Raw genomic sequence first — 14,977 nt, forward strand, 5'->3', positions numbered from 1 at the left:
CGGGACAGGCCCATGCTTACTTTTGCGCTTTTCAAAAGTGAGCCGCTGTAAAAGCGGAACCCTAAGTGGCCGTTACCGCAGGAATGGATATGTACTCGGTATAACTGCGTCGGCTGTCAGGCCGCCATCGCAGGCAAGCCAGCTCCCACATTTGGATCGCGGTGCACCAGCTCGATCAGCGTCGGCTGCCAGGCCGTCACGGGAGCAAGCTCCCTCGCCACAGGTCCAGCTGTGTAGATGCCTATGCTGCAATGAGGCCCTGACAGACAACGAAGATCAAAGCCCCTCCAACTCTGCCATCAAATCACTCAACCGATCCACCTTCTCGGCACTGATCTCATTGCCCGCCACCCCCTCGATATACTCGGCCAACTGCGCCACGGTGCTGCACTCGAACATCGCCCGCAACGGCACATCGCGCTGCAGTGTCTTCTGCACCCGCGAGGCAATCTGCGTGGCCAGCAGCGAGTGCCCGCCCAGTTCGAAGAAGTTGTCCTGCACCCCGACCCGCTCGACCTTCAGCACCTCGGCCCAGATACCCGCCAACGTAGTTTCCAGTTCAGTGCGCGGCGCCACATAGTCCTGATTGTGCAACTGGCCGATCTCCAGGGCCGGCAGGGCCTTGCGGTCGAGCTTGCCGTTGGCATTCAGGGGCAGGCGGTCAAGCCATAGCCAATGCAGTGGCACCATGTATTCCGGCAGTTCGGTACGCAGGCGTTGCTTGACGCGCTCCAGCTGTTCACTCGGTTCCAGCGTGGCATCGGCGGCCACCAGGTAGCCGACCAGATGTTTGCCATTGGCCCCCTCTTGCACACCCACCGCCGCGTCGCGCACGAGGGGTTGTTCATGCAGGCGCGCTTCGATTTCACCCAGTTCGATGCGGTAGCCGCGAATCTTCACCTGGTGGTCGATACGCCCGACATACTCCAGCACCCCATCGCTGCGACGCCGTGCCAGGTCGCCGGTACGGTAGAGGCGCTCACCAGGCGCGCCAAAGGGGTTGGGTACAAACACCTGGGCGGTGCGCAACGGATCGCTGACGTAACCGCGACCGACACCGGTGCCAGCGACGCACAACTCGCCCACGGCGCCTTGGGGCACCAGTTCCAATGCGCCATCGAGCAGGTACAAACGGTTGTTGTCGGTCGGCGTACCAATCGGCAGGTAAGTGCCACGGGTCGACGCCAGATCGACGCGGAAGAACGCCACATCATCGGAGCATTCCGCCGGGCCGTAGGCATTCACCAGGCCAATTTGCGGGTAACGCAGCAGCCACTGATGGGCCAACTCCGGCGGCATGGCCTCCCCGGTCGGCAACATCCAGCGCAGGCCCTCGAGGCTGATACGCTCCTGGGCCAGCATGCCCTGGATCAGCGACGGCACACTCTCCAGCACGGTGATGCCCTGTGCTTGAACGTGGGCCAGCAACCCTTGCGGATCATGGGCGATGGTATTGGGCACAATGTCCACACGCGCGACAAACAGCGGCGCGGCGAGGAACTGCCACACAGAAATATCGAAGCTTTGCGACGCGGTCTGGGCGATCACATCGGCATCGCTCAGGTTCAGGTACGGTACCTTGCTCAATTGGTTATTGAGCATGCCGCGCTGTTCCACCATCACACCCTTGGGCAAGCCGGTGGAGCCTGAGGTGTAGATCACGTAAGCAAGGTTGTCCGGGCCACTGTAGACACCTGGGTTTTCACCACGGGCGGGAATTTCCTCCCACACCAGCAACTGGCAATCGACACCTTCGAGCAACTCGATGGCCTGTTCACGGCACGCCTCGGTGCACACCAGCAACGGCGTGCGGCTCAGGTCGATGATGCGGCTCAGGCGCTGGCCCGGCAGGCCCGGGTCCAACGGCAGGTAGCCGGCGCCGGCCTTGAAGCTGCCGATGATCATACCGAGCAAATCCAGCCCACGTTCAGCCAACAACGCCACCGGTTGGTCCAGGCCGACACCCGCCGCAATCAGCGCGTGGCCGAGGCCATTGCTGCGGCGATTCAGATCCTCGTAGCTCCATTGCTGGTCAAGACAACTGGCGGCGATACGCTGCGGATGCTGCGCGACCTGCGCCTCGAACAACTCGATATAGCTGCGTTCCAGCGGGTAGGCATGTGCGCTCTGGTTACAGCCTTCCACGAGGAATTCACGTTCCTGCTCACCCATCAGCGCCAGCTCGTCCATGTCACCATGGAAGCCCTGCACCAGCGCCAGCAACAGGCGCTTGAACTCAGCGAGCATGTCTTGCACGGTGCTTTCGTCGAAATAACGCTGGTCGTAGGACAGGTGCAAACCGAGGTCATCGCCTGGATAGCACACCGCCGTCAGCGGGAAGTTGGTGTGGGTACGGCCAGAATCCGAGGTGGCGTTCAGGCTTTGCGCACGGTCCAGCACCGAGACTTCCACTGGCGCGTTCTCGAACACAAAAAGGCTGTCGAACAGCGGCTGGCCCTTGGGCAGTTCGCTATGCTCCTGGATCGTCACCAGGGGCAGGTATTCGTACTCGCGCAATTGCATATTGCTGTCGAGCAAGGCGCTCAACCACTGGCGCACGCTGCAGCGCTGGCCGTCCTCGGGCAGTTTTACCCGCAACGCGATGCTGTTGATAAACAGGCCGACGGTACGTTGCATCTCGGGCATGTCCACCGGGCGCCCGGCCACGGTGACGCCGAACAACACATCGCGATCACCACTCAAACGCCGCAGCACCAGGGCCCACGCCGCCTGGGCGAAGGTGTTGACGGTAAGCTGATGCGCCTGGGCCAGTTCGCGCAGTTGCGCACCGTCGCGGGCATCCAGGCGGGTGTAGCAGTCGCCCACCACCATGCCGCCGCTGCCACCAGCGTGTTCGCGCAGGAACGGGCGGTCGCTCGGGATCGGCGTGGCGCGCTCGAAGCCTTGCAAGTTTTGCTGCCACCACTGGCGCGCTTCGTTGAGGTTCTGGCGTTGCAGCCAGGCAATGTAGTCACGGTAGCGCGGCGGCGCGGCCAGTTGCGCATCGCGGCCTTCGCCCAGGGCTGTGTAGATATCGAAGAAGTCATTCATCAGCAGCGAACGGCACCAGGCATCGATCAGGATGTGGTGGTTGCTCATCATGAACCAGTAGCGCGCCTCGCCCACGCGAATCAGGCGCAAGTGGAAAGGTGCTTGATTGAGCAGGTCAAAGCCGGCTTCGCGCTCGGCCTTGAGCAAGGCTTGCAGACGCGGCTCCTGCTCATCCTGCGGGTCGGCGCTCCAGTCCAGGTACTCAATCGGCGTGCTGCCGGGCTTGTGGATCACTTGCAGCATGTCTTCGCCGACGTTCCAGCAGAACGAGGCGCGCAAGGCTTCGTGGCGGGCGATCACCGCTTGCCAGGCCTGGGCAAAACGCTCCGGGTCCAGGGCGCTGTTGATGCGGTAGCGGTCCTGCATGTAATACAGGCCGGTGCCGGGCTCCAGCAGGGTGTGCAGCAGCAAGCCTTCCTGCATCGGGGTCAGCGGGTAGACGTCTTCGATGGCGCTGGCCGGGACCGGCAAGGCGTCCAGTTGCACCTGGGTCAGGCGCGCCAGGGGGAAGTCGGACGGCGTGAGGCCACCGGCATCGTCCTGCAGGCAATGGGCGATAAGGCTGTGCAATTCGCCCAGGTAGGCCTCGGCCAGATCGCGAATCACCTGCTGATCATGCCGCTCACGGCTGAACGTCCAGCGTAGCACCAGCTCGCCGCCGTAGACCTGGCTGTCGATGCTCAGTTCATTGGGCAACGGCGCATCCGGGTCATGGGCCAGGCCGGCGGATTCCTCCAGCGGATGGAACAGCGCGTCAGTGCCAAAGCTCTGGTCGAACTGACCCAGGTAGTTGAAGGTGATCTGCGCGCTCGGCAATGCGGCCATGCTCTGTTTGCACAGGTCATCGGCCAGGTAACGCAGCACGCCATAACCCAAGCCTTTATGGGGCACACCACGCAGTTGCTCCTTGATCGCCTTGATCGAGTCGCCCTGCTCGGCCTGCGGCGTCAGGCGCAACGGATAGGCACTGGTGAACCAGCCCACGCTGCGGGTCAGGTCGATGTCATCGAACAAGGTTTCGCGGCCATGGCCTTCCAGCTGGATCAGTGCCGAGGCCTGCCCGCTCCAGCGGCACAGTACGCGGGCCAGGGCGGTCAGCAACAGGTCGTTGACCTGGGTGCGATAGGCACTCGGCGCCTGTTGCAGCAACTGCCGGGTGCGCTCGGCATCCAGGCGCACGCTGACCGTTTCGGCATCGCTATTGCGCCGTGCGCCTTGGGGACGCTGCACCGGCAAGGCCACGGCCGGGCCAGCCAATTGCGCTTGCCACAGGCTCAACTCTTCGCGCAAGGACTCACTGTGGGCATAGGCTTGCAAGCGCGCAGCCCAATCGCGCAGCGCGCTGGTCTTGGCCGGCAGGCTGACGGACTGGCCTTCACTGAGTTGGCGATAAACGTTTTGCAGGTCTTCCAGCAGGACGCGCCACGACACGCCGTCCACCACCAGGTGATGGATGGCGATCAGCAAGCGCTGCTGGCCTTGCGGCCCGTCCACCAGCAAGGCGCGCAACAGCGGCCCCTGTGCCAGGTCGAGGCTGCGCTGGGTGTCGGTGAACAACGCCGTGCACGCCTGCATGTCGCGCACCTGCGCCTGCAGCAGCACGCCACCTTCCGGCACGCCCAAGTGCTCGGCATGCCATTGCGCGCCACGCGGGGTAAAGCTCAAGCGCAGCGCGTCGTGGTGTTCCAGCACGGCCAGCAGCGCTTGCTCCAGGCGATGGGCATCGAGCAGTTGCAGTGGCTTGAGCACCAACGCCTGGTTCCAGTGCTGGCGAGCCGGGATGTCGGTGTCGAAGAACCAGTGCTGGATCGGCGTGAGGCCCGAGGGGCCGGTCAGCAATCCTTGCTCGGCGATGATGAGCTCCGAGCGAGTCGCCACGGCAGCCAGGCTCTGTACGGTCTGGTGCTGGAACAGGTCACGGGGGCTGAAATGAATCCCGGCCTGGCGCGCCCGGCTCACCACCTGGATCGACAGGATCGAGTCGCCGCCCAGTTCAAAGAAGTTATCGTCGAGGCCCACTTGCTCCACGTTCAGCACCGCGCACCAGATGGCGGCCAGGCTGTGTTCCAGCTCGCTGCGGGGCGCGACGTAGGCTTGGCGATTGGCCTCTGGGTCCGGCTCAGGCAAGGCGCGGCGGTCTAGCTTGCCGTTGGCGGTCAGCGGCATGCTCTGCAGCACGATCAGATGCGCGGGCACCATGTAGTCCGGCAGTTGCGCCTTGAGGTGCGCCTTCAACGCGTCGCGCAAGGCGGCGTGCTCGGCATCGCTGACCAGGTACGCCACCAATTGCTTGCCGCTCGGCGCATCCAGTGCCAGCACCACCGCTTCGCGCACAGCGTCATGTTCGAGCAAGCGCGTTTCGATTTCGCCCAGTTCGATGCGAAAACCGCGGATCTTCACCTGATGGTCGATGCGCCCCAGGTACTCCACCAGGCCATCGGCGCGTTGGCGTACCAGGTCGCCGGTGCGGTACAGGCGCCCGCCCTTGCCAGCAAACGGGTCTGCGACAAAGCGCTCCGCCGTCATCCCCGGCCGCTGGTGGTAACCCTGGGCCAGGCCGGCGCCACCGATATACAGCTCACCGCTGGCGCCCTGGGGCACCAGCGCCAGGTCGGCGTCGAGAATGTAGGCCACGCGCGCGCCGACGATGCTACCGATCGGCACACTGCCAGCGCCCTCCTCCAACTGCTCGGGCGCCAGGCTGGCCAGGGGCATCACCACGGTTTCGGTGGGGCCGTAGGCGTTGAAGAACAGCTGGGGCGTAAACGCCGCACGGATGCGTTGCAGGTGTTCGCCGGTCAAGGCTTCGCCACCGGTGATGCACATGCGCACCGGCAGTGTCTGTTGCTGGGTCGCCAGCCACTGCGCCAACTGGCTGCCGTAGCTGGGGGTGAAACCGAGCACATTGATGCGATGGGTACGGATCAGCGCGCAGATCTCTTCGGCATCCCACTGGCCCTGGGCGCGCAATACCACCCGCGCCCCGCACAGCAGCGGCACCAGCAAACGTTCGGTGGCAGCGTCGAAGTTGATCGAGTAAAAGTGCAGTTCGCAGTCATCCGGGCGCATGTCAAACCGCTCGATCACTGCCTGGCAATGCATGGCGATCTCACCGTGGGACACCACCACGCCTTTGGGCTTGCCCGTGGAACCCGAGGTGTAGATGAGGTACGCCTGGTGTTGCGCCAGACTCACGAACGGCAGCGCTTCGGCGGGGTAATTCGCCAGCACCGGCGAGTCATCCTCCAGGCACCAGCACGCCACCGTCGCCGGCAACTCACCAAGAGCTTCGAATAGGGCCGCATCACTGAGCAGCAGACCGATGTCACTGTCTTCGATCATGTAATGCAGGCGGTCCAGCGGGTATTCCGGGTCCAACGGCACATAGGCACCGCCGGCCTTGAGGATCGCCAGCAAACCGATGACCATTTCCAGCGAACGCGGCAGCGCCAGGCCCACGCGCACCTGCGGGCCCACGCCACGCTCGCGCAGCATCCAGGCCAGGCGGTTGGCGCGCTCATCCAGTTGCGCATACGAGAGGGTCACACCGGCAAAGGTCAGCGCCGGGGCCTCCGGCCGCTGGCTGGCCTGCTGGCTGAACAGTTGATGGATGCACTGGTCGAGGCGATGCTCGCCCTTCTCCACCCCCAGGCTGTCTTGCAAGGCGCGTTGTTCATCTGCGCTCAGCAACGGCAATTCGCTCAGGCGCTGGCCAGGATCGGCGACCAACGCTTCAAGCAAGTTGCGCCAATGCTCGGCCATACGCGCAATACGCGGCTCGTCGAACAGGTCGGTGCTGTAGGTCAGGCAGCAACCCAGGCGATGGTCGAGGTCGGTGACTTCCAGGTTGAGGTCGAACTTGGTCGCCCGCGCATCGTTGGCCAGGTACTCCACGGTCATGCCAGCCAGTTGGCGGCTTTGCTGGAATTCCCAGCGCTGCACGTTGCACATCACCTGGAACAACGGGTTGTACGCCGCGCTGCGCGGCGGTTGCAGGGCTTCCACCAGATGGTCGAACGGCAGGTCCTGGTGGGACTGGCCCTCGATCACGGTATGGCGCACCTGCTCGAACAGCTCGCTGACCCGCATCTGCCCAGTGAGCTGGCAACGCAGCACCTGGGTATTGAGGAACGCGCCAATCAAGCCTTCGCTTTCCGGACGGATACGGTTGGCCACTGGCGCGCCGATGCGCAGGTCGGTCTGGCCGCTGTAGCGGTAGAGCAACACCGCCAGGGTCGCGGTCATGGTCATGAACAGCGTGAGGCCGTGCTGGGCGTTGAAGGCACGCACGCGGGCGGCCAGCTCATCGCTCAAATCAAAGCGGTACAGCTCGCCCCGATGGCTTTGCACGGGTGGCCGTGGACGGTCGCCGGGCAGTTCCAGCAACGGGTGTTCGTTGCCCAGTTGGGCGGTCCAGTAGTCCAGCTGACGCTGGCGCTCACCGGCTTCCATCCACTGGCGTTGCCATACGCTGTAATCGAGGTACTGCACCGGCAACGCTGGCAGCGGTGAGTCGCGCTCGTCGATAAAGGCTTCATACAAGGCGCTGAGTTCACGGGCAAAGATGTCCATGGCCCAGCCTTCGGTGACGATATGGTGTAGGGTCAGCACCAGGTAATGTTCCTGCTCGCCGGCCTTGACCAGGCAGGCGCGCAACAGCGGCCCGGTTTCCAGGTTGAACGGCGTGTGCGCCTCGACATCGGCCAGTTGCTGCAAACGCTGCTGGCGCTGCGGCTCATTCAGCGCGGAGAAATCCTGCCAGTCCATGCGCACGCCGGTTTGCGCCGAGACCTTCTGACAGGCCACACCATCGACACTTGGGAAGGTGGTGCGCAGGGTTTCGTGACGCATGATCAAGGCCTGCAAGGCGGCCTCGAAACGCCCCACATCCAGCACGCCGCGCAGGCGCGCCATGCCGCCGACGTTGTAGGCCGGGCTGTCCGGTTCCATCTGCCAGAGGAACCACATGCGCTGCTGGGAATAGGACAAGGGGACCGGCTGGCTGCGGTCGACTTTGGCGATGGCCGTCTGTTGGTTGCGCTGGCCCGCCGCCTGGATCAGCCCGACCTGCTCGGCGAAATCGCCCAGCTCGCTGGCTTCGAACAGGGTGCGCAGCGGCAGTTCGACGTCACAGGCCTGGCGGGTGCGGGAGATGATTTGCGTGGCCAGCAACGAGTGCCCGCCGAGTGCGAAAAAGTCATCGCGCAGGCCGATGCGTGGCAGGCCAAGCACCTCGCGCCAGATCGCGGCAATGTGCAGTTGCAAAGGTGTATGCGGTTCGACGTGTTCGCGGGTTTGCCATACCGGCTCTGGCAAGGCACGCCGGTCGAGCTTGCCGCTGGGGCTCAGGGGCATGGCGTCCAGGCGCATCAGCAGCGCGGGCACCATGTACTCCGGCAACTCGGCAGCCAGGGCGATTTTGACCCTTTGCTCATCCAGTTCGGCGTCGGCGGTGTAGTAGCCGATCAACTGGGCATCACGTACCAGCACCACGGCTTGGGCGATGCCTGCCTGGGCCAGCAGGCGCGTTTCTATTTCTTCCGGTTCCACTCGGAAACCCCGCAGCTTGACCTGCTGATCGAGGCGTCCGAGGTATTCGAGCACACCATCGGCGTTCCAGCGCGCACGGTCACCGGTGCGATACAAGCGGGTGCCCGCCGCGCCCAGCGGGTCGGCGACAAAACGTTCGGCCGTCAGCCCGGCACGGCCCAGGTAACCCCGCGCCAGGCCGATACCGCCGATGCACAATTCGCCCGGCACACCGGCCGGTAGCGGGTTGAGTTGCTCGTCCAGTACGCGGCAGATCACATTGCCCAATGGTCGGCCAATCGGCGAGCGCTCACCATCCGAGGCGGCGCACTGCCAGTGGGTGACGTTGATCGCGGTTTCGGTCGGGCCATAGCGGTTGTGCAATTGCACCGCGGGCAAGCGCGCCAGTACACGGTTACGCAACTCGGCGGGCAAGGCTTCGCCACCGGAGAACAGGCGGCGCAGGCTGGTGCATTCGGCTGCCAGGGGTTCATCGATAAACAGCTGTAACAACGGTGGCACGAAGTGCAGCGTGGTCACCCCATGTTCCTGCACAAGCTGCGCGATGCGGTGCGGGTCGCGATGTTCGCCCGGCCCGGCCAATACCAGGCGGCAGCCGGTAATCAGTGGCCAGAAGCATTCCCACACCGACACGTCGAAACTGATTGGCGCCTTTTGCATCAGCACATCGGTTTCGTTCAGTTGATAGGTGGCCTGCATCCACTGCAAACGCTCGGCCAGGGCGCCGTGGGTGGTGCCCACGCCTTTGGGTTGGCCGGTGGAACCGGAGGTGTAAATCACGTAGGCGAGGTTATCGCCGTGCAGGTGCAAGCCTGGCGCCTGGGTCGGCCAGCTGTCCAGATGCAGGCTGTCCATGGCAATCACGCACACGCCTTCGGCGCTGGGCAGTTGGGGCAGCAACGCGGTCTGGGTGAGCAGCAGTTGCACGCCGCTGTCCTTGAGCATGTAGGCCAGGCGTTCAGCGGGGTAATCCGGGTCCAGCGGCACGTAGGCGCCACCGGCCTTGATGATGGCGAGCAGGCCGATCAGCAGTTGCGGCGAACGCTCGGCGGCGATGGCCACGCACACGTCCGGGCCGACGCCTTTGTCGCGCAGGTAATGGGCCAGGCGGTTGGCCTGGGTGTGCAATTGGGCGAAGGTCAGGCTGCCGTCCTGCCAGACCAATGCGGTGGCGTCCGACGTTTGTTGGTTGAGCAGCTCGGGCAACCAGTGCCGGGCCGGCGCGCAGGGGGCTTCGCTCCAGGGTTGCTGTTCGTCAGCCTGCATCAACGGCAGGTCGCCGATGGCGTGTTGTGGTTGCGCGCACACAGCGTGAAGTAGATGGATGAAGTGCTCGGCCAGACGCTGGATGGTCGCGCAATCGAACAGCTCGTCGGCGTAGTCGAACGACAGGCTCAAGCGCCCATTGCGATCTTCTTCGCTGTGCAGTTGCAGGTCGAACTTGGCTTCGCGGCTGTGCCAGGGCAACTCATCGGCCAGCAGGCCCGGCAGGCGGCGCAAGGCACTGAGGTCGCGCTGCTGGTGGTTGAACATGACCTGGAACAGGCCCTGTTCGCGGGCCTGGGGGAAGGCTTCCAGCAGTTGTTCGAAGGGCAGGTCCTGATGGGCCTGGGCGGCCAATGTGGTCTCGCGAGTGGCGGCCAACAGCTGGTTGAACGGCAGGCGCCCGTCCAGCTCGGCGCGCAGCACCAGGGTGTTGATAAAGAAGCCGATAAGGCCCTGGGTTTCATGGCGTGGGCGGTTGGCATTGGGCACGCCGATACGGATATCGCGCTGGCCACTGTAGCGATAGAGCAAGGTCTGGAACGTCGCCAACAACAGCATGAACGATGTTGAGTCGTGGGCCTGGGCGGTCTGGCGAATCGCCGCACTGAGGCGCGCATCCAGGCGCTGGCGATGGCGCGAGGCGCTGTGCCGATGCTGGGCGGCACGCGGGTGATCGGTGGCCAGGTTCAGGGCCGGATGCTCGTCACCCAACTGCGCTATCCAGTACGCCAGCTGTCGCTGGCCCTCGCCTTCGGCCAACCATTGACGCTGCCAGCTGCCGTAGTCGGCGTATTGCAAGGCCAGCGGCGGCAACGCCAGGGACTGGGCTTGGGCGGCAGCGGCGTACAGGCGCGAGAACTCGTCGATCAGGATATTCAGCGACCAACCGTCAGCAATGATGTGGTGCAGCGTCACCAGCAGTTGGTGCTCTTCATCGCCCAGGCGCACCAGGGTAACCCGCAGCAACGGGCCTGTTTCCAGGTCGAACGGGCTGCGCGCCTGGTCTTCGCGAACCTGTTGCGCACGGGCTTCGCGCACGTCGTTTGGCAAGTCGCTGAGGTCGATGACCGGCAGTTCGAAATCCGCCGTAGCCTCGACACGCTGAAACGCCTGACCATCGCGCTCGTAGAAGCGCGTGCGCAGGGCTTCGTGACGCTGGATCAGTTGCTGGAAGCTCTGGCGCAGTGCGTCTTCATCCAGCTCGCCGCGCAGGTGCAAGGCGCCTGGAATGGTGTAGGCGCTGCTGTGAGGGTCCAATTGCCAGGTGATCCACAGGCGGTTCTGTGCCAGGGATTGGGGCAGGTCTTCTTGACGCGATAAGGCGTGCATTGCGCCTTGGGCCACGCCGCCGTCCTGTTGCAGTTGCGCCACAGCCGCAGCAAAGGCCGCGAGTGTCGGCGCTTCGAACAGCAGGCGCAGGTTCAGCTCCAGCCCCAGGCTTTCGCGCAGGCGGGCGACCACTTGGGTCGCGGTGATGGAGTTGCCCCCCAGCAGGAAAAAGTGATCGTCGCCCGCCACCTGGGCCAGTTGCAGTTGCTCGCACCAGATCGCCGCGATCCGCTGTTGCAGGTCCGATTCCAGCGCCACTTCGCTCGCCTGCCCCTGCTGCCCGGGGAACTGCGCGTAGCTGTCGAGGCTGCCATCGGCATGCCGAATCGCACAGGCCGCACGCTGCACTTTGCCGCTGGAGGTCTTCGGCAAGGCGCCGGGGTTGAGCAGCACCACCACGCTCGGGGCTTGCTGGCAGGCCTCGGCCACGGCTTGGCGGATCGCTTTGATCAGCGCTTCGGGCGGCAGGATTTTCTGCACGCTGCGGCTGATTTCCGCGGCGATGCCGATGCCTTCCAGGCCCTGGTCATTCACCGCAAACGCGGCGACTCGGCCCTTGCGCACCCCTTCCACTTCGCGCTCGATGGTCTGTTCGATGTCCTGGGGGTAGAGGTTATGGCCGCGCACGATCAGCAGGTCTTTCAGGCGCCCGGTGATGTACACCTCACCGTCGCGGATAAAGCCCAGGTCACCGGTGCGTAACCAGGTGCGGCCAGCATGCTGGACGAAGGTCTTGGCGCTGGCTTGCGGGTTGCGCCAGTAGCCGTGGGCGATGCTCGGGCCCGTGGCCCAGAGTTCGCCGACGCACTGGTCGGGCAGCTCGGTGAGGGTGTGCGGGTCGGCGATCAGCACGGCGTGGTTCGGCTGGCTGGTACCGCAACTCATGATCGCAGGGCCCTGCCCCGGTTCGGCACGGTTGGCGGCCAGCGCCTGTTCGTCCAGGCGCAGGGCGGGAATGCCACGGCCACGGGTACCGCCGGCGACAAACAGGGTGGCTTCGGCCAGGCCGTAGGAGGCGAAGAAATTATTCGGGGTGAAACCACAGGCGGCGAATTTTTCCGCGAAGCGTTCCAGGGTGTCGAGGCGGATCGGCTCGGAACCCGAATAGGCCACGCGCCAGCGGCTCAAATCCAGGCGCTCCAGGGCCGACTCACTGACCCGTTCGCTGCACAGGCGGTAGGCGAAGTCCGGGCCACCGCTGATGGTACCGCCGTATTCGCTGATCGCCTCCAGCCAGCGCAAAGGTCGGCCAAGGAAGTAGGCCGGCGACATCAACACGCAGGGCACGCCGCTGAAGATCGGTTGCAGCAGGCCGCCGATCAGGCCCATGTCGTGGTACAGCGGCAACCAGCTGACGATCACGTCATCGGGGTTGAGGTCGATGCCAAAACCACGGCGGATCAGCACTTCGTTGGCCACCAGGTTGCCGTGGCTGACTTGCACGCCTTTGGGCAATGCGGTGGAGCCGGAGGTGTATTGCAGGAACGCGATGTCGTCCGCCTTGAGGTCGGGCGCGACCCACTGGTCGGCCCGCTGCGCCTCCAGGGTGTCGACGCTCAATACCGGCGGCGCATTTTCAATCTGGGCCAGGCCCTCGCTGAGGCTGGCAATGGTCAACAGCAGGCGCGGCTCGGCATCGCTGATGATCGACAGCAGGCGCTCCTGGTGATGACGGCGCGTGGATTCCGGTGGATACGCCGGCACCGCGATCACCCCGGCGTACAGACAACCAAAGAACGCCGCCACATAGTCCGGGCCACTCGGGAACAGCAACACCGCACGCTCGCCCAGGCCAGCGTTGGCTTGCAAGGCAGCGGCGATGGTGCGGGCGCGTTGGTCGAGGTCGCGATAACTGAGCACCACACTGTGCTCGGCGCTCTCGGCGAGGAAGCGCAACGCCACCTGGTCCGGCGTCTGCGCAGCACGCTGTTGAAGGGACTGGACCAGGGTGCGGGGGAGTTCGAAGGCGTCCATCATGGGGTTCCTGCCTGAAATCGGCTTACGGGAAATTCGGGAAGTCGGTGGGGTTCAGCCGGCGACGAGCTGCCGCGCCGCGCCAATGCGCCAGCGCGCCAAGTGCTCGTCGGCATAGCGACGCACGCAGCGCAGCACGGCGCTTTCGTGCTGCACGAGGAAGAAGTGATGGCCGTCAAACATGTCCAGGGAAAACCCACTGGCGGCGTCGAGTTGCCAGTCGAGCAACTGGTCGGCACGCACGCTGTCTTGCTTGCCACCGAACACATGGATCGGCAGCGCCAGGGGCTGGCGCTCGCCATAGGTGAAACTGCCGCACAGCAGAAAATCGGCGCGCAGGATCGGCAACATCAGTTGCATCAGCTCGGGGTTGGCCAGGGCTTCTTCGGCGGTGCCTTGCAATTGCCGCAGGCGGGCAATCAGTTGGGCATCGGTCTTTTCGACGGCGTACTCGCTCACATCACGACGCGCCGGGCCCGCCGTGCCGGACGCGAACAACGCCAGGGGCGCGGGCAGATTGCGCGCGTTCAGAGCGTGAGCCAATTCAAACGCCAACAGCCCGCCAAGGCTGTGGCCGAACAAGGCATAGGGACCATCCAGATCACGGCTGATTTCTTCAGCAAGCTGCGCGGCCAAGGCCTTGATATCGCGCTGCAATGGCTCGTCCATGCGCATGCCGCGTCCCGGCAATTCCAGCGGGCACACTTGCAGCCAGTCCGGCAGCACCCGGCGCCAGCGAGCGTAGACCGAGGCGCTGGCGCCTGAGTGGGGCAGGCAAAACAGGCGCAGCCGCAGGGACGTACTCATCCCGCGAGGACTCCGAACTGAAACACGCTGAATGCACGATAAAAACCCATCTGGTCCTCCTGCGGGTGCTGGTCCTTGGCCGTTGTACTAACGAACCTGTCACCCATGAGAACGGACGGAGCCTTCAAATAATTAGTCGCCGGGGGCGAGCGAGACATGGTTCACACCTTTGCCCAAGGCATAAGATTAGTTCGTCTTCTCATTTGACAATCATTATCATTAAGCATAATTTGTTGCCCGATATGTAGGAGGCCTCAGCAGGGATGCCCTCCCCTAACCTATTCGCAGCAAGGTGATTTCCATGACGGAACAAGTATCCACAGGCAGGTGCGATTCACCCCTTCTCCAGGCGTTCGTCGACAATCGACTGATTTTGGTGAAGATCGCGGCCCGTATCACCGGGTGCCGCTCCCGCGCCGAAGACGTGGTGCAGGACGCCTACTTCCGGCTGCAGTCGGCGCCGACCATCACCTCATCGTTCAAGGCCCAACTGAGTTATCTGTTCCAGATCGTGCGCAACCTGGCGATCGATCATTACCGCAAGCAGGCCCTGGAGCTCAAATACTCCGGGACCGAAGAGGAAGGCTTGAATGTGGTTATTCACGGCGCTTCACCGGAAACCTCGCACATCAATTTCAACACCCTGGAAAACATCGCCGACGCCCTGACGCAACTGCCCCAGCGCACCCGCTACGCGTTCGAGATGTACCGCTTGCATGGCGTGCCGCAAAAAGACATCGCCAAGGAGCTTGGGGTGTCGCCGACCTTGGTGAACTTTATGATTCGCGATGCGCTGGTGCATTGCCGCAAGGTGTCGGGCAGTCATAGCGATACGTTTGCGCGGCGGGTTTAATCCAGCGCCGACATATGTGGGTAAGGGCTCCACGGAAACTACGATGCGAAGCGAGCCGCTCTTGATCTTGATCTGCTTGTGATCTTGATCTGGCTTTTGATCTTAGGCGCCCCGTTAAACCACGCTGGCCGGAATTCGACAGGGATT

General features: G+C 63.9%; 3 protein-coding genes. 1 reads left to right on the forward strand and 2 read right to left on the reverse strand.

All coding sequences use genetic code 11. The features are described from left to right. Positions 1-276: 276 nt before the first annotated feature. Positions 277-13,173, reverse strand: a complete 12,897-nt coding sequence (locus AC4PS6_RS20700; RefSeq protein ID WP_492180965.1) for a non-ribosomal peptide synthetase — start codon at positions 13,171-13,173, stop codon at positions 277-279. A gap of 51 nt (positions 13,174-13,224) precedes the next feature. Continuing rightward, entirely contained in the window at positions 13,225-13,977 is a 753-nt protein-coding gene (locus AC4PS6_RS20705; protein ID WP_038451030.1) for a thioesterase II family protein, read from the reverse strand. 301 nt (positions 13,978-14,278) lie between these two features. Here AC4PS6_RS20705 and AC4PS6_RS20710 point away from each other — a divergent pair, with 301 nt between their 5' ends. Next, positions 14,279-14,830 carry an RNA polymerase factor sigma-70 gene (locus tag AC4PS6_RS20710; RefSeq protein ID WP_032904207.1) on the forward strand — a complete coding sequence of 184 codons (552 nt, stop codon included), beginning with the start codon at positions 14,279-14,281 and terminating at the stop codon, positions 14,828-14,830. Positions 14,831-14,977 lie beyond the last annotated feature (147 nt).

The sequence above is a fragment of the Pseudomonas sp. DW-iso17 genome, from assembly GCF_058725345.1.